At 67.5% G+C, this 26971-nt stretch carries 15 protein-coding genes; all 15 read left to right on the forward strand.

Going from position 1 to position 26971, the window contains the following annotated elements:
* Positions 1 to 129: 129 nt before the first annotated feature.
* The 15 genes from G6N75_RS11430 to G6N75_RS11500 all read left to right on the forward strand — a co-directional run bounded on the left by G6N75_RS11430 (position 130) and on the right by G6N75_RS11500 (position 26937).
* Positions 130 to 2343 (forward strand): tetratricopeptide repeat protein, encoded by a 2214-nt coding sequence (locus G6N75_RS11430; protein WP_165348493.1) that lies wholly within the window; start codon positions 130 to 132, stop codon positions 2341 to 2343.
* Positions 2340 to 4226 carry a hypothetical protein gene (locus G6N75_RS11435; protein WP_165348494.1) on the forward strand — a complete coding sequence of 629 codons (1887 nt, stop codon included), beginning with the start codon at positions 2340 to 2342 and terminating at the stop codon, positions 4224 to 4226. The genes G6N75_RS11430 and G6N75_RS11435 overlap by 4 nt, the downstream gene beginning before the upstream one ends.
* The gene (locus G6N75_RS11440) at positions 4178 to 6346 is read left to right on the forward strand and encodes a hypothetical protein (RefSeq protein ID WP_165348495.1); all 2169 of its coding nucleotides are present in this window, start codon (positions 4178 to 4180) and stop codon (positions 6344 to 6346) included. The genes G6N75_RS11435 and G6N75_RS11440 overlap by 49 nt, the downstream gene beginning before the upstream one ends.
* Positions 6343 to 8262 carry a tetratricopeptide repeat protein gene (locus G6N75_RS11445; protein ID WP_165348496.1) on the forward strand — a complete coding sequence of 640 codons (1920 nt, stop codon included), beginning with the start codon at positions 6343 to 6345 and terminating at the stop codon, positions 8260 to 8262. The genes G6N75_RS11440 and G6N75_RS11445 overlap by 4 nt, the downstream gene beginning before the upstream one ends.
* Entirely contained in the window at positions 8259 to 10163 is a 1905-nt protein-coding gene (locus G6N75_RS11450) for a hypothetical protein (protein WP_165348497.1), read from the forward strand. The genes G6N75_RS11445 and G6N75_RS11450 overlap by 4 nt, the downstream gene beginning before the upstream one ends.
* A 135-nt stretch (positions 10164 to 10298) precedes the next feature.
* Positions 10299 to 10535, forward strand: a complete 237-nt coding sequence (locus G6N75_RS11455) for a DUF6364 family protein (RefSeq protein ID WP_165348498.1) — start codon at positions 10299 to 10301, stop codon at positions 10533 to 10535.
* Positions 10536 to 10835, forward strand: a complete 300-nt coding sequence (locus tag G6N75_RS11460) for a PIN domain-containing protein (protein ID WP_165348499.1) — start codon at positions 10536 to 10538, stop codon at positions 10833 to 10835.
* Positions 10832 to 13057: a hypothetical protein gene (locus G6N75_RS11465; protein WP_165348500.1), complete on the forward strand. Its 2226-nt coding sequence runs from the start codon at positions 10832 to 10834 to the stop codon at positions 13055 to 13057. The genes G6N75_RS11460 and G6N75_RS11465 overlap by 4 nt, the downstream gene beginning before the upstream one ends.
* On the forward strand, positions 13054 to 15024 hold the full coding sequence (locus tag G6N75_RS11470) for a tetratricopeptide repeat protein (RefSeq protein ID WP_165348501.1): 1971 nt from the start codon (positions 13054 to 13056) through the stop codon (positions 15022 to 15024). The genes G6N75_RS11465 and G6N75_RS11470 overlap by 4 nt, the downstream gene beginning before the upstream one ends.
* Positions 15021 to 17153 carry a hypothetical protein gene (locus G6N75_RS11475; RefSeq protein ID WP_165348502.1) on the forward strand — a complete coding sequence of 711 codons (2133 nt, stop codon included), beginning with the start codon at positions 15021 to 15023 and terminating at the stop codon, positions 17151 to 17153. The genes G6N75_RS11470 and G6N75_RS11475 overlap by 4 nt, the downstream gene beginning before the upstream one ends.
* Positions 17150 to 19243, forward strand: coding sequence for a hypothetical protein (locus G6N75_RS11480; protein ID WP_165348503.1), 2094 nt, complete (start codon positions 17150 to 17152; stop codon positions 19241 to 19243). The genes G6N75_RS11475 and G6N75_RS11480 overlap by 4 nt, the downstream gene beginning before the upstream one ends.
* Positions 19240 to 21165, forward strand: a complete 1926-nt coding sequence (locus G6N75_RS11485) for a hypothetical protein (protein WP_165348504.1) — start codon at positions 19240 to 19242, stop codon at positions 21163 to 21165. The genes G6N75_RS11480 and G6N75_RS11485 overlap by 4 nt, the downstream gene beginning before the upstream one ends.
* Positions 21162 to 23039 (forward strand): hypothetical protein, encoded by a 1878-nt coding sequence (locus G6N75_RS11490; RefSeq protein WP_165348505.1) that lies wholly within the window; start codon positions 21162 to 21164, stop codon positions 23037 to 23039. The genes G6N75_RS11485 and G6N75_RS11490 overlap by 4 nt, the downstream gene beginning before the upstream one ends.
* On the forward strand, positions 23036 to 25081 hold the full coding sequence (locus tag G6N75_RS11495; protein ID WP_165348506.1) for a hypothetical protein: 2046 nt from the start codon (positions 23036 to 23038) through the stop codon (positions 25079 to 25081). The genes G6N75_RS11490 and G6N75_RS11495 overlap by 4 nt, the downstream gene beginning before the upstream one ends.
* A complete protein-coding gene (locus tag G6N75_RS11500; protein WP_165348507.1) occupies positions 25078 to 26937 on the forward strand; it encodes a hypothetical protein in 1860 nt (619 codons plus the stop codon). Before G6N75_RS11495 ends, G6N75_RS11500 begins: the two co-directional genes overlap by 4 nt.
* Positions 26938 to 26971 lie beyond the last annotated feature (34 nt).

Raw genomic sequence — 26971 nt, forward strand, 5'->3', positions numbered from 1 at the left:
CGCTGGTGCGAACAATCGGGGGTGTGTTTGATGCTGTGGCAACATGCCGGGGCCGTTTAGCGGCTTGCGTGGCTCCGGCGTAGGCAATTTTGCCGCACATCCCCTGTCTTCCCCCGGGGACCGGCGCCCGTGACGTTGTTCGGGGAGCTGAGGCGCCGCAAGGTTTTCCGCGTCGCCGCCGCGTATGCGGTCGTAGCGTGGCTGGTCCTGCAGGTCGCCGACATCCTCCTCGACAACTTCGGCGCCCCGGAATGGGTGTTCAAGTCCTTTACCGTGCTGCTGGTGCTGGGCTTCCCGCTGGCGGTCGTGATGGCCTGGGTCTTCGACCTGACGCCCGGCGGGCTGCAGCGCACGCCCGATGTCGCGCCCGCGGATCCCGGCGCGCCCGCCGACGGCGGCATGGCGCGCCGCGGGCGGCTGACGAACCGCGTCATTCTCATCGGCGCCCTCCTGATCATCGTGGTCATGGCGACCGAGCGGATCTGGTTTGCCGGCCGCGGCAGCCCCGCCGAAGCGCCGGCGACGGCCCCGGCGGCCACGCCTGCGGACCCGGCGAATGAGCCGGCCGCGGCCGACCCCGCGCGCTCCATCGCCGTGCTGGCCTTCGAGGACCTGAGCCCCGAAGGCGACCAGGGGTATTTTGCCGAGGGGATTTCCGAGGAGCTGCTGAACCTGCTGGCGCGCAGCGAGGGCTTTCGCGTCGCCGCCCGGACCTCGTCGTTCAAGTTCAAGGGCAGCGATGCTGACATCGGCGAGATCGGCGCGGCGCTGAACGTGGAGACCGTGCTGGAAGGCTCGGTCCGCAAGGCCGGCGACCAGGTGCGCATCACGGCCCAGCTGATCGAGGTCGGCAGCGGTTTCCACATCTGGTCGGACACCTACGACCGCCGCCTCGAGAACATCTTCGCGGTCCAGGACGAGATCGCCTCGGCCATCGTCCGCGCCCTGCAACTCGAGCTGGACGTCGGCGTCGAGACGGCCGGCCGCACGCAAAACGTGCAGGCCTATGACTTGTACCTGCGGGGCCGCCAGCTGGCCCGCGAGCCTACCCGCGCCGGCCTGCTGCAGGCCATCGAGATGTACGAGGAGGCCCTCACGCTCGACCCGCGCTTCGCCGGCGCCTACAGCGGGATCGCCGAAGCCTGGACCTGGCTCGAGGACTACGGCGGCATCCCTTCGGCCGAGGCCTTCCCGCAGGCCGAGCAGGCGGCACGGCGCGCGCTGGCGCTGGATCCCCAGTCGGCCGAGGCGCATGCCGCGATGGCTTTCGTGCGCGACCGGTACTACAGCGACGCGGTCGGCGCCAGCCGCTATTTCGAGCGCACGCTGGAGCTGAACCCGAACTACGTCACCGCCTACAACATCTACGGCGATGTCCTGCGCGACATCGGGAACCTGGAGCGCATGATCGAGGTGCACCGCAAGGCGGTCGAACTCGATCCGCTCTCGGTATTCATGCGCACGCGCCTCGCCTCGAAGTTGCTGGATGTCGGCAAGTACGAGGAATCGCGCGCCTTGCTGGACGAAGTCCTGTCGGAGTACCCCGACAACGACTATGCGAAAGAAGAGCTCGGTAACCTGGCGCGCCAGCAGGGCCGCTTCGCCGATGCGATCAGCGAGTTTCGCTTCGTGCATTTCGCCAGGCCGGGCGACCCCTATTCGGCGGCACAGATCGCGATGGTCGCAGTCCATCTCGATGACCGCGCGCTCGCCGAGGCCTGGATCGAAGCGGCGCGCCGGAGAGGCGAGAACAACCGCTGGGAACTCTTCGCACGGGACAGGCTGGCAGTGGCCGAGGGGGACTGGGCGCAGCTAGCTGAAACCGGCGCTGTGAGAGGTGGCCCGGCGGGCGCTTACCTGCGCGGGGTTGCCGCCGCGCGGGCCGGCGCGTGGCATGAGGCGCGGCGCTTGCTGCTCGAGTCGCTGCAGCTCTCCAGCTACGATGCCGTGCAGGGCGCGCGCCTCATACACATGGGCGCACTGCTGGAGCTTGCCTGGGTGGAACGACAGCTCGGCCTGGAAGGCTGGGACGGGCGCGCCGCCAGTGTCGAGAAGCTGATCGCTGAACTGCGTGCTCAGGGCGGTGCGTATATCAACTGGGGCGCCACGACGCTCGCCTATGACGCCGCCCGGGTGGCTGCGATTCGGGGTGATCGCGACACGGCGCTGCTGGAATTGCAGATCGCCGAGGCCAACCGCTGGCTGCCGCCCTGGTTCCTGGAGCACGACGCCGTCTTCGCCACCTGGCGCGAGGATCGGGAGTTCATCGCGCTGGTGGCTGCCGTGAAAGAACACTCGGCATCCGAGCGCGCCAGGCTGGCAGGCCTGGAGGTCCGCCCGTGACGTCCGCCGGCATGCTGGCCGAGTTCAAGCGGCGCAATGTCTGGCGCGCCGGGCTCGCCTGGCTGGCGCTGTCCTGGTTCCTGATCGCGCTGGCTGACCTGCTGCTGCCCCTGCTCGGCTTCGGCGACGTGGTGATCCGCTGGCTGATCATCGTGCTCGGCCTGCTGCTGGTGCCGGTGATGTGCTTCGCCTGGTTGGTGGAGATGACGCCCGAGGGCCTCCGGCTCGACCCGGGGCCGGGCAGCATCAACCCGGAGAACGAGCACACGGCGCGGCGGATCGACCAGGTCACCATCGTGCTGCTGTTGATGGCCATCGCCCTGTCGGGTTTTCGGCAGTTCGTCCTGCCGGAGCGGGTCGAAGCGCCGGCGGAGAGTGGCGCCCAGGCGGAGCAGCCGCAACCTGCCGAGACCGTCGCGCCGGCGCCCCTGGCGGCGGTCGATCCACGCTCTATCGCGGTGCTGCCTTTCGCCAACCTCAGCCCGGACCCGGAGAACGCCTACCTGGCCGACGGGATGGCGGAGGAGATCCTGAACGTGCTCGCGCGGGTCGAGGGGTTGCGGGTCGCCTCGCGGACCTCGTCGTTCGGCCTGCGGGACCAGCGGCTGGGCGTGCGCGAGATCGGCCAGGAACTCGGCGTCGCCCATGTCCTCGACGGCTCGGTGCGGCGCCAGGGGGACGAGCTGCGCATCACGGCCCAGCTGGTCGAGGCCGCCTCGGATCGCCAGCTCTGGTCGGGCAGCTTCGATCGCCGCCTCACCGACATCTTCACGCTGCAGGAGGAGATCGCCCAGGCCATCACGGACGCGCTGGCCGACACCCTGGGCGTGCGCGAGGTCCGGGTGCGCCAGCCGACCGGCGACTTGCAGGCCTACGAGCTCTACCTGCGCGGCCGGCAATTGTTCGCCCAGCGCGGCGCCAACCTGCCGCCGGCGCGCGGGCTGCTGGAGCAGGCCGTCGACCGCGACCCGCGCTTCGCCGAGGCCTGGGCGGCACTGGGCGGCGTGCTGCTGGTGATGCCGTCCTACTTTGCCGACGTGCCCTCCGACGAGGCGGCCGAGCAGGCACGCTCCGCGGCGAGCCGGGCGCTGGCGCTGGTGCCGGACCTGCCCGAGGCGCTGGCGGTCAGCGCCCGCCTGGCGGCCGAGCGGGGCGAGCGCCTTGCCGCCGTCCAGCTGGTGGAGCGCGCCCTGGCGCGGGACCCGAACAACGCCAACAGCTGGATGTGGCACGGCCTGAACCTGCTGGAAGCCGGGCATGTGCAGGCGGCGCGCGCAGCATTCGAGCAGGCCAACCGGCTCGACCCCCTGAGCGGCATCCACTTCGGCTGGATCGGCGCCACGCAGGTGATCGAAGGCGAGGCCGAGGCGGCGGAGACCAGCCTGCGGCGCGCCCATGAACTCGGCTGGCGCGGCTCCGCGAGCGCCTGGCTCCTGAAGCTGGCGCTGGCGGACGGTCACGGCCCCGAGGCGGAGCGGCGCTTCCGCCAGTGGCTGCAGGATGACGGGCGCATCGCGCCGGAACACCGCTCCGTTTATGAAGAGATTGCGCCGGCGATGGCGGATCCGGCGCTGCGGCCCGCCGCTGGCGCCGCGGTGGCCGCGGCGATCGAGACCTGGCCGGAGCGCGAATGGAGCCAGCTCTACCTGATGCTGGGACTGCCCGACGAGGCCATTCGCGAGGCGCTGCGCAGCAAGCCGGATGCCGGGCAGATCCTCCTGCTGATGACCTGGTCGGGGGTGGATCGCGCTTTCCGTGAGCATCCGCGCTTCGCCGAGCTGGCCCAGCGCGACGGCCTGCTGGAGTTCTGGGACCGCTACGGCGACCCGGACTATTGCCGCCGGATCGGCGTGGCGCCGGTGCGCCTGGAGTGCGAGCGATGAGCCTTTACAACGAACTCAAGCGCCGCAACATCTTCCGCGTGGCCGCGGCCTATATCGTCGTCGGCTGGTTGATTCTCCAGGTGGCCGAGATCGTGCTCGGTTTCATCGGCGCGCCCGACTGGGTGGGCAAGGCGCTGATTGCGCTGCTGCTGCTGGGCTTCGTGCCGGTGCTGGCTATTGCCTGGGTGTTCGAGGTGAGCCCGGAGGGCATCCGCCGCGACGACGGCAGGAATGCCCGCGACGCCAGCCCGCAGGCCCGGCGGCTGGACGTGATCACGCTTTCGGCCGTAGTGCTGGTGGTGATCCTGCTGGCCTGGCAGCACCTCGGCTCGGCGCTGCAGGGGCCGCAGCCGCAGGCTAACAGCGCAGGTGATGCGCCTCCCGCGGCGGCCGTGCCGGCGCAACCCGCGCCTGAGCAGGCGAGGCGGCCGCGCCTGGAGCCGCCGCCCTTCGAGCCGCTGCCGGGCTCGATCGCAGTCTTGCCCTTCACCAACCGCAGCGCCGAGCCGGACACCGCCTATTTCGTCGACGGCGTGCATGACGACCTGCTCACGCAGCTGGCGCGCAATGGTGACCTGAGGGTCATCTCGCGCACCTCGATGATGGAGTACCGCGACACGACCAAGAACGTGCGCCAGATCGGCGAGGAGCTCGGCGTCGCCACCATTCTCGAGGGGGCGGTGCAGCGCGCGGGACAGCGCGTGCGCATCAACGCGCAGCTGATCGACACGCAGACCGACGCGCACCTGTGGGCGGAAACGTTCGACCGGGAGCTGACGCCGGAGAACGTGTTCGAGATCCAGTCCGACATCGCCGCGGCCATCGCGGCGGCGCTGGGGAGCGCGCTGGGGGTGGGAGCGCCTAGCGCCGCGCCGTCCGTCCCCACCTCCGATGGTGAAGCCTACGACTTGTTCCTCAAGGCGCGCGCTAACCGGGACGTGGCGACCGAGGCCCAGATTCGGGACCGGATCCTGCTTTACCAGCAGGCACTGGCCCGCGACGAGCAGTTCGCCTTGGCAATGGCGGAACTGGGTCGCGAGTACACCAATCTTTTCTGGTTCATCAGCCGCCGGGACGAGGACCGTGAGGAAGGCGGACGCTGGATCGGGCGCGCCCTGGCGCTGGAACCCGAAAATCCCAGCATCCGGCTGGCGCATGCCGAGTTCCTGTATCGCGCGCACCTCGATTACGACGCTGCGCTCGAGGAGCTGGACCGCGCGGCCCAGGGCCTGCCGGGCAGCGCCGAAACCGTCGAACTGCGCGGCTACATCCTGCGCCGCGCAGGCCGCGCGCGGGAGATGGCCGAAGCGATAAGGTCCGCGATACTGTTGGCACCCCGTTATTTCCCGCTGCTGCAGGTCGCGGTAGAGAACGCCTGGCTGGTCGGTGATATCGAGGATGCGCAGAGCTGGTACCGACGCCTCGAGGCCCTGCCTGATGTGCCGCCAATTGCGCTGAGCAACTACCCGGAGGCACGGATGCGAGTCCTTGGCGATGCTGAAGCCTTGTCGGCATTCCTGCAGCGCCAGTTCGGTGCGGCCGTCGACGCCAGGACCGGGTCTGCGGCAGCAGGCTTCAATGCGCTCTACCTGGCCGGAAAGTTTCCGACGTTGGCGCAGAAACTCGATGAGGCATCGGCTGAGATTGTCGAGGACCAGTTCGAGTTGCTCCCGATCGAATTGCTGCGCGCCCGGGTGGCCTGGGCGCAGGACGACTTAGCGAAAGTGGAACTCCACGCGCGTGCCGCGCTCGCGCTCGTCGATGAGTTTCTGGCGCAGTATCCAGCGGATTACCGGGCGTTGACCTCGCGGGCCGAGTCGCTGGCTCTTCTCGGCGAGACGGAGGCCGCGCGGGAAGCACTCGACCAGGCCTTCGCGCAGCACGTGCCGAGTCGCGACGTGATCATACGTTCCGAGCTGCTCGCCAGGAAATTGCTTGTACAGGCATTGATCGATCCGCCGGAGCACGTCGCCACTGCGATGGACGAGTACCTCCAGCTCGAAATGAAGTACTGGTATTTCGACGGGCTGATGCTGCATCCCGTGCTCAAGCGTCACCGCGATCATCCGGCCTTCCAGGCGCTGGCGGCGAAGTACTCGCGCAAGGGATCGGGGTCATGAGCCTCTGGGCCGAGCTCAAGCGCCGCAAGGTGGTGCGGGTTGCGGTGGTGTATGCCGCGACGTCCTTCGCGCTGCTGGAGGCGGCGGACCTGATGCTGCCGCGCCTCGGCGTGCCGGACTGGTCGATGAACCTGATCGTGGGCCTGGTGATACTCGGCTTCCCGATCGCGCTCATCATGGGCTGGGCACTGGAGCTTACGCCGGAGGGCGTGAAGCGGACGGATGAGCTGCCGGAGCCGACGGCGCCCGAGGCAGCGCCGGCGCTGCTGGGCAAGCGCACCGTGTTCCTTGCGGCCTTGCTGGTGGCCGTTGGCGTCGGGTTGGGCGCCGGCTGGTTCCTGAAGCCGGCCGGGGAGGAGCCGGGCGAGGCGCCGTTCCCGACTGCCGCCACGACCGCGGCTGACGACGCGGCGCCACCGGCCACGACGACAGCAGCGGCAGACAAGGCGGACCAGCCGGACAAGAACACCATCGCGGTGCTGCCGTTCGTGAACATGAGCGCCAACCCGGAGAACGTGTTCTTCGCCGAAGGCATTGCGGAAGAGTTGCTGAACATCCTCGCCGGCGTGGACGGGCTCAAGGTCGCTTCGCGTACCTCGGCCTTCTCGTTCCGCGGCAAGGACACACCGATCCCGGAAATCGCCCGCGAACTGGGCGTCCGCCATATCCTCGAGGGTTCGGTGCGCCGCCAGGGCGATCGCGTGCGGATCACCGCCCAGCTCATCGAAACGGACAGCGACACGCATCTCTGGTCGGAGACTTTCGAGCGCGACCTGGTGGATATCTTCCGCGTGCAGGAGGAAATCGCCCAGGCGATCACCCTGGCGCTGAAAGACGTGCTCGGGGTGCGCCAGGTTTCTGTGGCTGCGACGACGACCGACCTCACGGCATACGAGCTTTTCCTGCGCGGCCGCACGCGTTTCTACCAGCGTTTCGGCCTGGATGAGGCCATTGCCGACCTGCAGTCCGCGGTCGAGCGCGACCCGGATTTCGCGGAGGCCTGGGCGTTTCTCGGTGCGGCCAGCTTCGTGGTCGGCAACGGCGGTTATCCCACCGAGCTCGATCGCGCGCGCCTCATGGACGAGGCCCGGCTCGCTGTGGAGCGCGCCCTTGTCCTGGATCCGGAGCTCGCCACCGCAATGGCGGTCAAGGGCCAGCTGCTGACGCTTAACAGGGACCCGGCCCAAATCGTGGAAGGCTTGCAGCTGCTTGAGCGCGCTGCCAGTCGGGTGACCGCCGATTCCTCTGCGCCGCTCTGGCTCGGCTTGTCCCTGCTGGAGCTCGGGCGTGTCGATCGCGCCCTGCCGCATCTCGAGAAGGCCAACGCGCTGGACCCGCTGGTGGGGATCAACCAGGGCTATCTTGGCATTGCCTATGTCACCGCTGGGCGAGCCGAGGAAGCGATTCTTCTCGGCCTGCGCTCCCAGGAACTCACCGGCAGTGTTTTCTGGTCTTTCCAGATGCTCATCGAGCTGGTGAACTCCGGTGCCGAGGCGCGTGCTTACGAGTTGCTCGGCGCCATGCTGGCCGCTGACGACCTCAACCCTGTTGACCGGCAGTTCTTTACCGAGCTGCAGCTCGCAATCTCAGATCCCGCGCAGCGCGACTCGGTGTTTGTGTCCGGCGAGCCTGGCGCAGACGGGGTCGACCGTTTCCGGGCCGTGGTCAAGGACCTCATGTTCCGTAATGGTGCGCGTGCTATCAGCATGGGGGACTTGAGAGTCAGCCAGCTGATGCTGACGATCGGCGCGTGGTTGCCATCGCTGGGGTGGCTGCGGGAGGACCCCGCCCTTTATGCGTACATGGACCGCATCGGCACCGTGGGTTTCTGGGAGCTGGACGGTTTCCCGCCTGGCTGCCGGCCGGTCGATGACCCAGCCGGCCGCCGGCTGGATTGCAGCGGGTACGGCCCATGAGCTTCTTCGAGGAGCTGAAGCGCCGCAAGGTGATCCGCGTGGCCGCCGCCTACCTGGTGGTGGGCTGGGTCGTGATCGAGGTGGCCAGCACGGTCGCCCCGAACCTGAACCTGCCCGAGTGGACCGCGCGCATGGTGACGCTGCTGGTGATCCTGGGCTTCCCGCTGGCGTTGATCCTGGCCTGGATCTTCGAGGTCACGCCCGAGGGCATGCACGTCACCGAAGGCCGCACGGGCAGCAAGCGGTTCTATGCCATCGTTGCGCTGATCACGGCGGGTGCGCTGGCCTGGACCTTGTGGCCGGCGACGCCGACCGAGCAATCGCCGGCCCAGGCCGCTGGGAATCCCGCAGCATCGCCGCCGGCCGCGGCGATTACTCCGCCGGGCGTCGCGAACACACCAGCGGCCGCCGCGAATAATGCGCGGGGTGCCCCCAGCGCCCCGCCGTCCGCGGCCGAGTCTTCTGCATCGTCTACCCGCTTGGCGGAAGCTCGTGCCGGCAAATCCATTGCGGTGCTGCCTTTCGTCAACATGAGCGCCGACCCGGAAAACGCGTTTTTCGCCGACGGCATCTCGGAAGAATTGCTCAACGTGCTGGTCAAGGTCGACGACATCGGCGTGGCCTCGCGCACTTCGTCGTTCGCCTACAAGGGTCGCGAGCTCGGCGCCGCGGTCATCGCCGACCAGCTGAACGTCAACCACATCCTCGAGGGCAGCGTGCGCAAGTCGGGCAACCGCGTGCGCATCACGGCGCAGCTGATCGACGCGGTGAACGACCGCCACCTCTGGTCGGAGACCTACGATCGCGAGCTGACGGACATCTTTGCGATCCAGGACGAGATCGCCAACGCCATCGTGGCGGCGTTGCGCGGTACGCTGGGCACGGGCGAGGCCGAGCGCGCGGTGACCGTGCGCGCGGACACCGGCAACCTCGACGCGTACCAGCTTTACCTCAAGGCGCGTGAGTTGTTCCTGACGCGCACCGAGCTCGACGAGTCGGTGCGCTTGTTCGAGGAAGTGGTGGCGCTCGATCCCGGCTTCGCGCGCGGCTGGGAGGGTCTCGCAGCGACCGCCGCGGTGATCATCGACTGGGAGGCGGTGTACCCGGATACGGATGTCGCGGCGATGGATGCCCGGGCGCTCATGGCCGCAGAGCGGGCATTGGCCCTCGATTCGACGCTCGCCATGCCCTGGGCCGTGCGCGCACTGCTGATGCAGTACCGCTTGCCGATTCCCTTTGCCGAGACCCTGGCGCTGTTCGACCGGGCGCTCAATGCAGACCCGATGCTGGCCTCGGTCTATCTCTGGCGCGCCATCACCTGGGTCAATCTCGGCTTCATGGATCGGGCGCTTGCCGACCTCGAGGCCTGCCTGGCCATCGATCCCGCCTACGGCAACTGCGTGCGCTGGAAGGCGCTTGCGCTCGCCTTTGCTGGTGACGACGACCAAGCCCTGGCGCTGTACGAGCAGGGCGTGCTGGCGGGCTTCACGCACAATCGTGGCGATACCTTCCTGTTCCGGCTCGTGGCGCGCGGGGGTCGACTGCCGGCCCTGCTGATGATGCGCGACCTGGGCATGTCGCTGGAGCTGCAGCACGCGGTCCTCGCAGCGGTCGAGCAGGGGGAGACTCCCGCGGACATGGACGGGCTGATGGCGCGCAATCCGCGCTTCGATACGCCCAACTGGCACTTCGTCCTGCACGACTACGATCGCGCCGCTGAATCCTCTGCGCGGCTCACCACCATGGTCGCGCAGTGGGATCCGCTGCACGCGGCGTTCCGTGATTCTCCAGCCTTCCGTAGCATCATCGAGCGGCAGGGCACCCCCGACTACTGGCGCGAGCACGGCTACCCGCCGCAGTGCCGGCCGGTGGGCGAAGACGGTTACGAGTGCGCGCCGTGAGCCTCTGGAACGAACCGGCGGGCCGGCGGCTGGATTGCAGGGCGCGGCAACCATGAGATTCATCGCGAAAGCCAGCACCGGAACCCCGTGCGACACTGATCCCGTATTACACGGGATCCGCGACCGGAGAGAACCATGGCCAATCTGACCCTGAGCCTGGACGACGAGTTGCTGCAGAAGGCGCGCGAGGCCGCGCTGCGTGATCACACCTCAGTCAATGTACTGGTAAGGGAATACCTGGAACGGTATGTCGATGCCCGCAGCCGGCGCATGGAAGCGCTCGATGCGCTCGATGCGCTCACTGACCGCACAGGCTCTGCCAGTCGCGGGTCCTGGTCGCGCGATTCGCTGCATAAGCGTGGAGCGGGTTGAGTGATGCGCGTATTTGTCGACATGAATCATTGGGCGTACCGGCTGGACCGGCGCGACCCTGATAAGTCGGCGTTCATCCGAGACTGGTTGCGTAGCGTGGCCGAAGGGGACGAGATCGTGATCAGCACGCACGCGCTTGCGGAGCGCGAGCAGCTGTCCTGGTTTGATGCGCTGATCGCGGAGGCCGCGGTCCGCAGCCGTTGCGACGTGCTCTACAGCGAGGATTTCAGCCATGGCCGGAGCATTGCCGGGCTCAGGGTCCGCAATCCTTTTCTTCAGTCGCTTGGGACCGAAACATGAGCAACGCGCCCGGTCTGATCGCCGAGCTCAAGCGCCGCAAGGTCGTCCGCGTCGCCGTGGTCTACGCCGCGACCGCCTTCGCCGTGCTGCAGGGCGCGGACATCATGCTGCCGCGCATGGGCGTGCCGGACTGGGGCATGAACCTGGTCGTGGCGCTGATCGTGCTGGGCTTCCCGATCGCACTGGTGCTCGGCTGGGCGCTGGAGCTGACGCCGGACGGACTCAAGCGCACCGAGGCGATTCCGTCCGAGACGGCCGATCCGAATATGCCTGCCCTGCTGGGCAAGCGCACGGTGTTTGCCAGCGCACTGCTCGTGGTGCTGGGTCTCGGCATCGGCGCCGGCTGGTTCCTGCGGCCCGTGAGCGATCCTGGCGCGGCGTCGGCCGAGGCGCCGGCTGAGGCGCTGGCTGAGGAATCGGTCGCCCAAATTGCGCGGGAAAGATCCATCGCCGTGCTGCCGTTCGCGGACATGAGCCCGAACAGCGACCAGGAGTATTTCTCCGACGGCCTGTCCGAAGAAATCCTCAACCTGCTGGCGCAGATCCGCGACCTGAAGGTGATCGGTCGCACGTCCTCGTTCGCCTTCAAGGGGCGTAACGAGGACCTGCGCACCATCGGCAGCACCCTGGGCGTGGCTTACCTGCTGGAAGGCAGCGTGCGCAAGGCCGGTGACGACCTGCGGATCACCGCACAGCTGATCCAGGCCGACGATGGCTCGCACCTGTGGTCGCAAAGCTACGACCGGCGGCTGGAGAACGTGTTTGCCATCCAGACCGAGATTGCCGGCGCCATTGCCGAGGCACTGCGCGTGAGCCTGGCGGGACCGGAGCAGGCCGCGCCGGTGGCCCAGGCGGCCGCTTCGCTGCCGGCCTACGATCTGTACCTCCAGGCCCGGCGGCTGATCCAGGGCCGTACGCGCAGCGGCCTGGGGGCTGCACGCGAATTGCTCGACGAGGCGCTCGCGCTGGATCCCGACTATGCCCCGGCGCAGGCGGCGGCGGCGCAGGTGTTGCTGCTCCTGAACAATGAAGTGTGGCGCGGTTACGGCGACATCCCGTTGGACGAGGCAATGGCCCTCGCGCAACCGCTGTTGGACCGGGCGCTGGCGCTCGATCCCGACCTCGCCGAGGCGCATGCGGTGCAGGGTTTGCTGTTCCTTATGCAGCGGGACCCTGCGCGTGCTGAACCGGCGCTGGCGCGGGCGCTGGCGCTGAACCCCGGCCAGTCGGATGTGCTGCACTGGCAGGCGGAACTCCTTGGCGGCGCTGGGCGCCTGCGCGAGCAGCTGGCCGCCCAGCGCCGCCTGGCCGATCTCGACCCGCTGTACGTGGCCAATCTGGCCACTATGTCCGGGGCCCTGCTGGCTAGCGGCGAGCTGGCTGAAGCACAGGCGACGGCGGTGCGCATGCAGCGCGCCTTTCCGGACAATCCGCAGGGCTTCACGCGCGAAGCCGTGGTGCTATATGCCTCGGGCAGCCTGGCGGAGGCCCAGGCGGCCGTGGCGCGGGCGCTGGAGCTGGCGTCGAAAGACGCCTTCGCGCAGAGGATGAACGCCTGGCTCTACATCACACTCGGCGATCTGGAACGGGTCCTGTCACTGCCGGATACGGGTTTGCACGCGCGGGCACTGGTGGCAAAGGGCCTGGATGGCGAGGCCGTGGCCTTGGCCCGCGGCCGCGCGGCGGCGGCACCGGGTGATCACGTTACTACCACAGACCTGTTGTACACCTTGTCGCAGACCGGTCGGCATGAAGAGGCGCTGGCCTTGTATCGCGAGCGCTGGGGTGACCTCGACGGGATAGACGCGGGTTTCGGCGGCACGGGAGTGTTGCAACTGCTGGCGCCGATCGCCGCCGCGCAGCATGCGCTGGGCCGGCATGAGGCGCTGGCCGAGACGCTGGCACGATGGGGCGAGCACTTGGATTTTCTGCGTGGACAAGGCTTTGCAAGTGCCAGCTTCCTGATCACCGAAGCCCGCTACCTGGCGCTGGCCGGCGAACGCGCCGCGGCGCTCGCGGCGCTGGCCGTGGCCATCGACCGGGGCACCCGCAATCCGCTGCTGGGCCGGGACCCGGCGTTTGTGCAGTTGCACGACGATCCGGCCTTCCAGGCACAGGTCAGCCGCATGATCGACCTTATCAACATCGAGCGCGACAAGCTCGGCATGGGACCGCTCCCCGCACCGGTTTACCACAGCTCGGTCATAGGCGGTGCATCATGAGTTCGGCGCCGGGATTGTTCGACGAACTCAAGCGCCGCAACGTGTTTCGCGTGGGCGCGGCCTACCTGGTGGTGGCCTGGCTGCTGGTGGAGATCAGCGACACGATTTTCCCGCGCCTCGGCCTGCCCGAATGGACGGTGACTTTCGTCATCGCCTTGCTGCTGATCGGCCTGCCGCTGGCGCTGTTTCTCGCCTGGGCTTTCGAGCTGACGCCGGAAGGGGTGAAGCGGACCGAGGAGGTCGAGCAAGATGCCTCGGTGACGCCGCAGACTGGTCGGGCTATCGACAAGCTGATCCTCGTCGGCATGGTGGTGGTGGTGGCCGTGATCGTGGCGGACCGCTTCCTGTTCAAGGAGAGCGGGCAGGGCGCGCGTGACCTGCCTGTCGAGACGGCAGGCGTGGCCGAGCGGGAAGACACGACACCAGTATCGGCGGGAGCGGCTGGTGAGGCTGGCGCGCAAAGCCCATCGCTTGACGATGCTTCAGGCGGGCAGCCGGTCGGCGCCCTCTCCGTTGCCGCGGAACAGCCGGAAGCCAGCGGCATCGCCGTGTTGCCCTTCGTCAACATGAGTCCGGATCCCGAGAACGCCTATTTCGCCGACGGCATCTCGGAGGAGCTGCTGAACATTCTCGCCGGCATCGAGGGACTGAAGGTCGCCTCGCGCACCTCGGCGTTTTCTTTCAAGGGCAAGGACACGCCGATCACCGAGATCGCCCGCCTGCTGGACGTGCAACACGTACTCGAGGGCTCGGTGCGCAAGCAGGGGCAGCGCGTGCGCATCACCGCCCAGCTGATCGATGCCGGCAGCGATGCCCACCTGTGGTCGGAGACCTACGAGCGCGAGCTGGTGGATATCTTTCGCGTGCAGGAGGAGATCGCGCTGGCGATCACGGCCGCGCTCGAGGACATCCTCGGCACGCCGGAGGTTTCGGTCGATACGCCCACCCGCGACCTCGACGCCTACCAGGACTTCCTGCGTGGCCGCTCACGCTTTTACCAGCGCTTCGAGTTGGACCAGGCGATCGAGGACCTGCAGGCCGCCGTCGATCGTGATCCGCAATTCGCCGAGGCCTGGGCATTCCTTGCCGCGGCCACCGGTGTCGTAGCCGGCGGCGGTTATCCGACGGAGCTGGACGCCGCGGATCTCAACGAGCGCAGCGACGAAGCCCAGGCACGGGCGCTGGCGCTGGATCCCGACATTCCCATCCTGCTGGCCGGGATGGGCATGAGCCTGGTGGCACAAGGCAACGTGGTGGAAGGCCTTGCCAAGCTCGAGGAAGCCGCCCGCCAGGTCGACCCGGACACCTCTCCTCGGCTCTGGCTAGGTCTTTCGCTTTCGGAGGTCGGGCGCGTGGATCTTGCGCTGCCCTGGTTCCAGAGCGCGCATGCCCAGGACCCGCTGGTGCCGATCAATCACGGTTATCTCGGTTACGCCCATGCCGTTTTCGGCCGCGAAGAGGAGGCCGCGCAGCTCGTCCAGCGGGGCCTGGAGTTGAATCCAAACTCCCCGTACTGGACGCAGCTGCTGGCCTTCGAGGCCGTTCACCAAGGCGATACGGCGCGGTTTGCTGAGCTCTGGCGAATGCTGGATGACGGTGAAATCGATCGGGCGGTACTGGCCGCCCTGGCCGACCCCGGCCAACAGGCCGCGGCGTTTGCGGCGCTGCCGCCTGACGCGTCACCAAGATTCTTGAACGGGGCCCGGGTCGTCCTGTCACTGGTGTTTCGCGATACCAACCGGTTGTTCGACGCGGTCGCGGCCGCCGACCGCAGTGGCCAGAATTACATGCGCTTCGCCGCCTGGCTGCCGTCGCTCGGCTGGCTCAGGGAGGATCCGCGTTTCTACGAGTTCATGGCTGACAGTGGCGCGGTGGCTTACTGGGAAGCCGAGGGTTACCCGGGCGGCTGTCGCCCGGTGGATGATCCGGAGGGTCGACGGCTCGATTGCAGCGAGTACGCGCCATGAGCCTCATCGCCGAGCTCAAGCGCCGCAAGGTCGTGCGGGTCGCGGTGGTGTATGCAGCGACGGCGTTCGCCGTGCTGCAGGGCGCGGATATCATGCTGCCGCGCATGGGCGTGCCGGACTGGGGCATGAACCTGGTGGTCGCGTTGACCGTGCTGGGTTTCCCAATCGCGCTAGTCCTGGCATGGGCCTTGGAGCTTACGCCGGAGGGCCTGCGCGTGACGCCGACCGCCGCGCCTGAAGCGTCGGCCGACAGCGCATCCACGCCGGCGCTGCTGGGCAAGCGCACCCTGGCGGTGGCGGCAGGCCTGCTGCTGCTGGGCATCGGCCTGGGCGCCGGCTGGTTCCTGAGACCGCCCGTGCCGCCGGCCGACCCGCCGTCAGACCCGCCGGCGGTGGCGGAGCGCGCGGCGCCCGCGCGGGCAACCGTACCCCAGGCAGAAAACGCAGCCGCGACGGAAAACCAACCCGTGCCGGAGCTCGCGGCCGAGCCGCTGGCACGCGGCGTCGCGGTGCTGCCCTTCGAGAACCTGTCGGAGGATCCGGCCAATGCCTTTTTCGCCGGCGGCGTCCACGAGGAAGTGCTGACCAGCCTGTCGCTGATCGCCGACCTGCGCGTGATCTCGCGCACCTCGATGCTGCGCATCGCCGAAAGCCAGCTGGACGTGCCGGCCATGGCGCAGCGCCTCGGCGTTTCGCATGTGCTGGAGGGCAGCGTGCGGCGCGCGGGCAACCGCGTGCGGGTCACCGTGCAGCTGATCGATGCGGCGCGCGACGAACACCTGTGGGCCGAGAACTACGACCGGGAGCTCGATGACATCTTCGCCATCCAGAGCGACATCGCCCGCGCCATCGCCGAGCAGCTGCGCATCGAGCTGAGCCCGCGCGAGGCCGAGGCGCTGGCTGAGCGGCCGACGGAGAATTCCCAGGCTCACGACCTGTACTTGCGCGCACTCGATCGCAGACGGGGTTTCGACGATTGGCGTGCGCAGATTGCCCTGTTGGAGCAGGCGCTTGTCCTCGATCCGGATTTCCTGCAGGCGCGGCTGATGCTGGCCGAGGCCCATGGCCGTATCTTCTGGGACGGCGAGGATACGGCGGGCTCGCACGTCGCGCGCACGCGCGAACTGGTCGAGGAGATTTCGCGCCGCTGGCCCGATCGGCCAGAGGCTCGGCTGGCACAGGCGATATATCTCTACCTGGTCGAAAGCGACTATGCCGCGGCACTCGAAGTTTGCCAGGACGTGTTGTCACTGCGACCCAACGACGCCTGGGTCCATTCCTGTATCGCTGCCAGCCACAAGCGACTGAACCAACGTGAGGAGAACCTGGTCGCCGCGCGGCGCTGGGTCGAGATCGATCCGGAGAACGGCGGCGCCTGGTTCGAGGTTTCGAATGCGCTGGCGCAGCTCGGACGCGGTGAGGAAGCGATCGAAGCGGTCGAGCGCGCCCGCGCACTGTTTCCCGAGCAACCGTTCTTCGATTTCTGGCGGGCGTTCTATGTCTTGGCGTTTCGTGGCGACATTCAATCGATCCTGGCTTTGGCCGGTCGAGCTAATGAAATTACGAATTCTTTTATTGCCGAAGTCTTGTTCGCCAGCGGCGATGTCGAGCGGGCGCTCACGGTGCTGGCGCCCGCGGCGGGCGGTTACGATCTCGAGGCCGTTCACGATGACCTGTTGCGTGCCGAGCTCCTGATTTACGCAGAGCGTGGCGAAGAGGCCCGGTCTCACGCGCGTCGCGCCTACGACTACCTCGAGGATCGCGGGGAAACCGAGTTCGCCGCGCTGCCGCCGCGCGGGCGCGGGGCGGCCTATGCCCTGGCCGCTGCCGTGGCTGCTGCCGCCGGCGAGCGTCAGTCGGCCGCCGAATGGTCGCGGCGCGCGCAGTCCGAGCCAAGGCTGGACACGACTGAGGACCGTAGCCGGCTGGCTGAGCTGGCTCGCGCCGCAAGCCTTCTCGGCGATCATGACGCTGCCTGGGCACACTACACCGACGCCGGAAAGTTCCACGTAATGATGATGACGCCGGGCCTGCTGCGCGCCCTTCGGCCCCTGCACGAGGCACGATTCGGCCAGTCCGCGGCCTACCAGGCGCACATGGCTGGACTCGACTCGGAGGATGGGACGTGAGCCTCATCGCCGAGCTCAAGCGACGTAAGGTCATCCGCGTTGCCGTGGTCTATGCCGCGACTGCATTTGCCGTGCTGCAGGCGGCGGACATCATGCTGCCGCAGATGGGTGTGCCGGAGTGGGGCCTGAGCCTGGTGGTGGCGCTCATCGTGCTGGGGTTCCCCATTGCGCTGGTGCTGGGCTGGGCGCTGGAGCTGACCCCGGAAGGCATCAAGCGTACGGAGGCCGCGCACGCAGATACGAGCGATCAACGCGCACCGGCGCTGCTGGGCAAGCGCACGATGGTCGTGGCGGGGCTCCTGCTGGTGCTCGGCATTGGCCTCTCCGCCGGCTGGCTGTTGAAGCCCGGCGCTCCGGAGCGGGAACAGGCAGCGACGAGCACGGGACTCGGAAGCCCCGATGTTGCCGGCGTCGCCGCGACTGCTGAGCCGGCCCCCGCACGTGGTGTGGGCGTGCTGCCGTTCACGAATCTCAGCCCCGACCCGGACAATGCCTTCTTCGCCAGTGGCGTGCACGAGGAAGTGCTCACCCGGTTGTCACTGATCCCGGAACTCCGGGTCATCTCGCGCACTTCGATGGAAACGATCGCCGGCGATGGGCTGGAGGTGTCGGAGATCGGCCGGCGGCTCGGCGTCAGCCACGTGCTCGAGGGCAGTGTGCGACGCTCTGGCGAGCGGGTCCGCGTGACCGTGCAGCTGATCGAGGCCGCCAGCGACCAGCACATCTGGGCCGAAAACTTCGACCGCACCATCGACGACACCTTTACCATCCAGTCCGAGATCGCGCTGGCGATCGCGGCGCAACTCCAGGCGAGCCTGGATCCGAAGCTGCGCGCCAGCATCGAGGCACGGCCGACGGACAACCCGGCCGCTTACGACCTTTATCTCCGCGCGCGCGAGAAGCTAAGAGTCTGGCGCGCCGCCGAGGGTTTTCGCGATGCAGCCCCGTTGCTCGAACAGGCGATCGAGCGGGATCCGGATTTCCTGGCCGCGAAAGCTCAGCTCACCTATGCGTACGGCCAGCTGTATCGCCTGGGGGCCGAACTCGACGGCAATTATGAGCGCAAGGCGCTGGCGCTGGTTACGGAACTGCGCCGGCGGTGGCCGGAGCGGGCCGAGAGCCGTATCGCGTTGGCGCACTACCATCGTCTCATCGAGCGTAACTTCGAGCTGGCGCTGGCCGAGTTCCAGGCGTTGCTGGCGGAGCAGCCCAACGACATCGAGCTGATGCGCAATGTGAGGACGGCGCTGAAGTGGCTTGGCCGCCGCGAAGAGTTTCTTGAGATGGCCCGGCGGGTGCGGGCGCTGGACCCGGAGAACAGTTCTGACTGGAGCGAGATGCTGATTGCGCTGTTGCAGAACGGCCATGGGGAGGAGGCGATCGCCATGGCCGAACAGGCGATGACGCAGTTCCCGGATGATCCCAACTATCCATGGGTGCTCGCGTACAGCAAGCTCTCGTTCAAGGCGGACCGGGGGGCCATGCTGGACTACGGCCGCACGCATGGCCTGGGCTTTTCGACAATATGGCCAGACACTCTCGAGCGGACCCGCTTTGCCGAGGGCGACCTGGATGGGGCGCTCGAGATGGTCGCCCAGCGGCGTGGCCGGGCCAGCGGACTCGAGATCGCGGTGCTCGACGCGACCGAGGCCGAATACCTGCGGCTGGCGGGACGTGATGCTGAAGCCGAAGCTCCTGCGCGGCGCGCCTTCGAGGCCATGGAAGCGTGGCTCGAAAGCCGCCGCCCGCTGCCCGGTGGCTACGACGCCGCATGGCTGGCCTCGGCATCCTGGATGGCGGCCCTCGCTGGCGAGCGTGAAGCGGCCCTGCGCTGGGAGGTCCGGGCCCTGGACATGGCGGAACTCGTCGTGTTCGAACGCGTGCAACGGGATTTTACGCTTGCCGACAGCCGGCGCTGGCGGGGTGATCCGGATGCTGCCTGGACGTTGCTGGAGCCTTACCTGGGGGACCCTTTTTGGCTTCCGGACGGTCTCCTGCTCGGCCTGGAGCCTTATTACGATGCGTTGTACGGCGACGCGGCCGCGTATCGCGACTACATGGCGCGGCTGCGGGCGGAGTGGGGTCGATGAGTTTCTTCGCCGAGCTCAAGCGCCGCAAGGTGGTGCGCGTCGCGGTCGTGTACGCGGCCACGGGTTTCGCCGTGCTGGAGGCGGCCGACCTGCTGTTGCCGCGCATGGGCCTGCCGGACTGGGTGATGAACCTGGTCGTAGCGATGATCGTGCTCGGCTTCCCGATTGCGCTGGTGCTGGGCTGGGCGCTGGAGCTCACGCCGGACGGGATCAGGCGCACCGAGGCGGCGCCGGAGCACGTTGAGCCGGGCACGACACCACCGCTGCTCGGTAAGCGCACGGTCCTCGCCAGCGCCTTGCTGGTGGCCGTCGGGATCGGCCTGTCGGCCGGCTGGTTGCTCAAGTCCAATACCCAGGAGCGGGTCGAACCCGCTGAGGTGGCAGGGTCGGGCGACGTCGGGGTGCCTGCCCAGGCCGATGCTCAGCAGCCGCCCGAGACGAGGAATCCGGCTGAAATCGAATCAATCGCCGTGTTGCCCTTCGTCAACATGAGCCCCGACCCCGAAAACGCCTACTTCGCGGACGGAATTTCGGAAGAGCTGTTGAACATCCTGGCCGGCATCGAGGGGCTGAAGGTCGCGTCGCGCACCTCGGCCTTCTCGTTCAAGGGCAGCAACAGGCCGATCCCCGAGATCGCGCGGCAGCTCGGCGTCCGCCACGTGCTCGAGGGCTCGGTGCGCAAGCAGGGCAACCGGGTGCGCATCACGGCACAGCTGATCGAAGCCGGCGACGACGCCCACCTGTGGTCGGAGCGCTACGATCGCGACCTCGACGATATTTTCCAGGTCCAGGAAGACATCGCGCAGGCAATCACAGTGGCGCTGGAGGATATCCTCGGTACACGCCGGGTCGCCGTCGAGGCGCCGACCAGGAACCTTAATGCGTACCAGCGCTATCTGCATGGCCGCTCGCGTTTCTATCAGCGTGCCGAGCTGGACCAGGCGATCGAGGATTTTCGTTTCGCGGTCGATCGCGATCCGGACTTCGCCGAAGCCTGGGCTTTCCTGGCCGCCACCTACTGGATGCAGGGTAGCGCCGGTTATCCGACCGACAACGACCGAGCAGAGATGGCTCGGCTGGCCGGCCTGGCAGCCGACCGTGCGATGGCGCTGAACGCCGGGATTCCGATCGGCGTGGCGGTGAAAGGCCAGATCGTCACCGACTCGGGGACCCCCGGGGCCGTCGCCGAAGGCATTCGACTGCTCGAGCGTGCAGCGGCCCTGCCCGCACCAGACACCACGCCGCGGTTGTGGCTGGCGCTGCTCTGGCTGGAGCTCGGGTACGCAGAGCGCGCGCTGCCCTTGCTGCAGAGTGCCCGGCAATCTGATCCGCTGGTCGGCATCAACAGCGGTGTGCTCGGGATCGCCCACGCCATCGAGGGTCGGCGCGCCGAAGGCGAGCGACTGGCCCTGGAAGCAGTGGCGCTCGACGGCCTCGACTTCTGGGGCAACTTGCTGGCGACAGACCGACTCCATGACGGGGACCTCGCCGGCGCCACTGAACTGGTCGCGGCCATGCTGAGCCGGTTGGAAGACGGATTCGAGTCCGAATCACACGTCGCAGCGGCGCTCCTGCAGGCACTGCAGGATCCATCGGTCCGCATGGCCCACCTTCATTCAATGGAAACCCGGAACTGGGACGGAGAGGGAGAGGACGGGGACTTTTTCGCTGCGTCATTGATGTTTGAGCGTGGCGAGCGCGCGTTCGGGGTAGCGCAGACCCAGGTGAACAGGCCGTGGGCAATCCTGATGTCGGCATGGCTGCCCGCGATGCAATGGCTGCGCGAGGACCCGCGCTATTTCGAGTCGATGGAGAGGCGCGGTCGGGTGGAGTACTGGGACAACTACGGCTACCCGCGCGGTTGTCGGCCGATCGATGACTCGGCGGGGCGCCGTCTCGATTGCGAGGAGATGGCGCAGTGAGTCTGTTCGCCGAACTCAAGCGCCGCAAGGTGGTGCGCGTCGCGGTGGTCTATGCCGCCACGGCGTTCGCGGTGCTGGAGGCGGCCGACCTGCTGTTGCCGCGGATGGGCGTGCCGGACTGGGTGATGAATCTGGTCGTGGCGATGATCGTGCTGGGGTTCCCCATTGCGCTGGTGCTGGGCTGGGCGCTGGAGCTCACGCCGGACGGCATCCGGCGCACCGAGGCCGTTGCGGAACTCGAACCTGAACAGGGCGATGCCGCTGGCGCCACGCCCGCATTGCTCGGCAAGCGCACTGTTCTGGTCGCCGGACTGCTGGTTGTCCTCGGCATCGGGCTGGGTGCCGGCTGGTTCCTGCGTCCATTGGGCGCCCCCGAAGGTGCGCCGGCAAGGGATTCAGCCGCTGAGTCCGATGCGACCGGGCCGGCCGTCACCGACAAGACCATCGCCGTGCTGCCATTCGCCGATTTCAGCCCCGCGAGCGACCACGAGTGGTTTGCCGACGGTCTGACCGAGGAGATCCTCAACGCACTGGCGCGGACTCCGGATCTGCTGGTGACGGCGCGCACCTCGTCGTTCCGCTACAAGGGGAGCACACTGGACATTCCGCAGATCGCGGCGGAGCTGGGCGTGTCACATGTGCTGGAAGGCTCGATTCGCAGCACGCCGCAGCGTATCCGGGTCACGGCGCAACTGATCCGTGCCGCGGATGGTTTTCATGTCTGGTCGCAGACTTATGATCGCGACCCGGCCGATATGATCGAGATCCAGGAAGACCTCGCCCGCAACATCGCCCTCGCCATGGAAACCACCATGGATCCGGAAGCCTTGTCCGATATGGCGAACGTCGGAACCCGTTCCGTGGAGGCTTATCAAGCCTATATCAGGGGCATAGCCACCTGGTCTGGCGGCAGGGGATCTGGCGGATCGATCCGGGAAGCCTACGAACTCTTCGAGCACGCGCGTACTCTCGATCCCAGCTTTGCGGCAGCGCATGCGCACGCTGCGCAAGTCTGGCTATCGGAACTCAACATCAACAGGGCAAACACCGGAACTTTCGATCTCCCGCCGGCGCAGATCGAAGCCGAGTTCAAGCGGCGGATTCGGCGGGCTATCGAGACTGCCACCACCGCCGCGGAGCGCGCAGGCTATGAGGCGAGCGAGGCCGTGCTGGAGTCGCGCTGGCGCCGGGCCATCGAGCTCTACCAGGCCTACCTGGCAGAGCGGCCAGGCGATGCGCTTGCAATAGGAGAGCTTCTTAGCGTCGCCATGCGCGCCGGTAGGAAGGAATTGCTGGAGCGCACGCTCGAGGTCACCTGGGCGGAGTCACAGCTGCGCTACGAAGTGGCGCTTTGGCATATCAACTATGCGTATCGTTCAGGTGATTACGCACGTGCTGCGGATCAGTCTCTCGTCCTGCTGGAGCGGTGGCCGGACGGTTTCAACATTCTTTACCAGGCGCATCGGACCCTGCTATGGGACGAGCGCGTGGCCGCCGCAGGGGAGTTGCTGGAACGCATGACACGCGTCGCCCAGGGGGATGAGCCCTGGGCAATCGTGCCACTGGCGCGCCAGGCCTGCGCTGAGGGCCGGCGCGCCGACGCCGAGCAGCATCTCGCCAGCCTCGATCCTGAAAACGTGTCACTGCGCTGGCAAATATTGATGGTGCTTGGCGAAATGGAAGCTGCCACCGAGTTGTTGATGGAACTCGAGCGTGAAGGGCGGACCTATGCGCTGGCTAGCTTCCTGACATATCCGCATTTCGATCCGAGCCCATTCCCCTCGCTGATGCGCATCCTCGAGCGCGAGCAGGTACAGCGCCCGCCGTTGGTGCCCTTACCCTTTGCCTGCCCGCCGCGGGATCCGGAGGCATGAGCCTGCTTGCCGAACTCAAGCGCCGCAACGTGTTCCGCGTGGGCGCGGCCTACGTGGTGGTGGCGTGGCTCCTGATACAGGTCTGCGACATACTGCTCGGCAATTTTGGCGCGCCGGAGTGGGTGTTCAAGTCTTTCGTGGCGCTGCTGGTGCTTGGCTTCCCGCTGGCGTTGCTTCTCTCCTGGGCCTATGAGCTGACCCCCGTGGGCGTGAAGCGCGCCGCGGACGTTGCCGCGGCAACGTCTGGATCGCAGGCGGGTAAGCCGATCGACTGGCTGATACTCGCCGGCATCGCGGTGGTGATCGTGGTGATGGTCGCGGATCGCGTCTGGGCGCCGGCCACCACGGAACTGGGCGACGCCCCGGCGAAGATCTCGGAGACGGCCCCGCAGCCCGGAACAGCCCCGCAGGCCCAGCGTGCAGCCGAGGAGGGCGTGTTCATCGCCGTGCTGCCGTTCGACAACTATTCACCTGATCCCGCCGATGCCTATTTTGCCAGCGGCATGACTGAGGAGATCACCAGCCAGCTGTCGCGCGTCTCGGCGCTGCACGTGATCAGCCGTACGGCGGTCAGCCGCGCGCTCGAAAGCCGGCTTTCCTTGGCGGAGATTGCCGCGACGCTGGGCGTCGGCGCGGTGCTCGAGGGCAGCGTGCGCAAGTCCGGCGACATGGTCCGGATCACCACGCAGCTGGTGGACGCGACGAGCGGCCAGCATCTCTGGAGCACCGACTTCGACCGGGAGCTGGCCGACGTGTTCGGGATCCAGCGCGATGTGGCGCTGGCGATCGCCGCGGCGCTGCAGGCGGAACTCAGTCCGGGCGAGCAGGCGCGCATCGAAACCCCGCCCACGGACAATGTCGCGGCCTACCAGCTCTACCTGCGCAGCCGGGAGTTCTCGTCCGTGGGCATTGCGACCAATCGCACGGGCATCGAGCTGCTGCGCCAGGCCGTCGCGCTGGATCCGGGCTTCAGCGACGCCTGGGCGCGCCTCTCGTGGCGCTACACCTGGGCGGCCCGGCTCGGCGACCTCGATGCCGTCGAGGAGGCCTTCACGACGGCCCGGCGGGCACTGGACGTCGATCCCGAGTCGCCCTTCGCCCACTTCGCTCTCGGCAGTGCCTACAGCGTCTCCGAAGAGATCGAGGAGAATATCGCGTCTTTCGAGCAAGCTATCGCGCTGGACCCGGACCACTTCACGCTAACGGACCTGAGCTACAACAATGCGCTGACCGGCAGGTCGGCGGTCGCGCTGGCGCAGATCACTCGCGCCGTGCGCCTGTCCCGGAACGTGCCCAACACGCGCTGGCATGCTGCGAATGTCCTAATGAGGCTGGGCGACGAGCAGCGACTGGAGAACTGGCTCGACCTGGCCGCCGCCGAAGGCCTGGAGCTGGGTCGGCTGGACATGGAGCGTGCCTGGCTGCTGGCGCGGCAGGGGCGCTCGGGGGAGGCCCTCGAACTCCTGCGCGCGGGCCGCGAACGCTGGGACGGCAACGAGGAATTCGAGCGCTTGTCCGCCGCCATACAGGTCTTCCTCGGGGATTACCAGGACGTGCGCAGCTTCATCGAGCGCCAGGCCGAGATCGCGCCGGCAGCGCGCTTGTATGTTTTCGGGGCCCCGCGCAGCGTGTTCGCCCAGGTGCTGCTGGACGAGGGGGAGGTCGCGCGCGCCACCGCCCTGTTCGAGGAAACCCTGCGGATACATGAGGAGATGTTCGACGAGGGTCGCGGCTGGCCGGATCGCTGGCTGCAGTCTGCCGCGATCCACGCGCTGCTTGGGCGGCCCGAGGAGTCGCTGCAATGGCTGCAGCGCAGTTTCGATGCGGGCTTTTATGTCCCCGACCTGCTTGCCGTTGACCGGCGCTTCGCCACGCTGCGCGATGATCCCCGCTTCCAGGACATCGTTGCGCAAATGGCTGACGCCCAGGCGGTCCAGCGTGCCCGGGTCGAAGCCGAGGGCATCGCCGCGGAAATGAATGCGATGATTGCGGCTGGGCTGGGGCGGTCTGCCTCGGCCGGTACCGCGGAGGCGGGGCAGTGAGCGCAAAGCAATCCTTATGGGCGGAACTCAAGCGCCGCAACGTCATCCGCGTGGCGTTGTTTTACGTTGTTTCCGCGTGGGTCCTGTTGCAGGTCGCGGAGACGGTGCTGCCGCTGTTCGACGTGCCTGACGGCGTGTTGCGCGGATTAGTCATCCTGCTCGCTCTGGGTTTCGTGCCAGTAATGGTGTCTGCCTGGATCTACGAGCTCACGCCCCAAGGGCTCAAGCGCGAGAGCGATCCGGCCCTGTCCGACGCATTGCGCGAACAAGGAGCGCGGCGGCTGAACATTGCGGTGATCGCGCTGCTGCTGCTGGCGATTTCGTTGTTCGCTTATGAGCGGCTGCTTGGCATCTCAACGTCGCCGGCGGCGCAAGTCACCGAAGATACCGCGCCGGTGGCTTCCGCTGAGTCGCAATCGATTGCAGTGCTGGCGTTTGCCGACCTCAGTCCGGCCGGAGACCAGGAGTACTTCGGTGACGGCATCGCCGAGGAAATCCTGAATGCGCTGGTGCGCCTGCCTGGGCTGCGTGTGGCCGGGCGCACCTCGTCCTTCCACTTCAAGGGCCGCAACGAGGACCTGCGCACTATCGGTGCGACGCTGGGCGTGGCCCACATCCTGGAGGGCTCCGTGCGCAAGCAGGGCGAGCGGTTGCGCATCACGGCGCAGCTGGTCCGCAGCGAGGACGGTTTCCACCTGTGGTCGGAGACCTACGACGGCACGGACGCCGACATTTTTGCCCTGCAGGAGCGCATCGCGCGCGAGGTCACTCGCGAGCTGAAGGTGGCCTTGGGCGCCGGCGAGGACCAGCGGCTGGTCAACGCGGGTACCACGAATCCCGATGCCTATGCACAGTATCTGCGTGCGACCGAGGTGTTCAACCGTCGCGAAACGGGGCGCTACGAAGAGGGCATCGCGTCGGCCCAGCAGGCGCTACGTCTCGATCCCGGCTATGCTCGCGCACATTCGCGCCTCGCCACGCTCTACTTCTTGTGGGCCAATATCGTTGCGTCGGACCGCTTCGACTCCTTGATGGCCGAGGCAAGCAGCCACGCGAGATCCGCCCTGGACCTGGATCCCGGGCTGGCCGAGCCGCACGCCGCGTTGGCGGTGCTTCATTGGGCGAACCGGCGCTTTGTTGACGCCACCGAGGCCATCCAGCGTGCGCTAGCGGCCGATCCTAATGATTCGACTGCTGTGTTCTGGGCCGCAATTCGTCAATGCATGGTCGGCGCGATCGGCCTTTGCGAGCGTGAACTCGACGACGTCCTGGCGCTCGACCCGCTGATGCCCAATGCACTGGGCTGGCGCGCCCGCCTGTACGCTTCCTCTGGCGATCTGGCGACGGCGCAGGAGATGGTCGATCGCGCCCGTGGAGCAGGGCTGAGCTGGGCGGAGATCGCCTGGGCGTACGTTGCGCTCGAACGAGGGGATCGCGAGGCGGCGCAGGCCTACTTCGAGGAGTTCTACCGCATCTTCGGTTCCGACCTCACGCCCGAGGCGCCGGCAGCCTTTGCGGCAGTGCGCGTCGGAGATCAACAAGCAAGAGCGCGTGCGCTCGCCATTATCGATGACTATCTCGCCGCATCGCCGATGCGTATCAATTCGCTGGTTCCCGTGATCCTGGTGGCCATGGGCGAGGCCGAGCGTGGACTCGAAGTGTTTGCGGACTACCCGTCGAACAACGACTCCATGTTCCTGGGCGAAGTGCTGGGCACCCACTTTTACCCGAATGCCTGGGCTTCGCCGGCGTTCCCGGCGTTCCTGCGCAAGACCGGCATCGCCGATTACTGGGATCGCTTCGGCGCGCCGGAGCGATGCCGCAAGGACGCCGATGGCGACTATCGCTGCGGATAGGCACCGTAGACGGAAACGTTCAAGCAGATCATCC

This window comes from Thioalkalivibrio sp. XN8 (genome assembly GCF_011058255.1).
Taxonomy (GTDB): domain Bacteria; phylum Pseudomonadota; class Gammaproteobacteria; order Steroidobacterales; family XN24; genus XN24.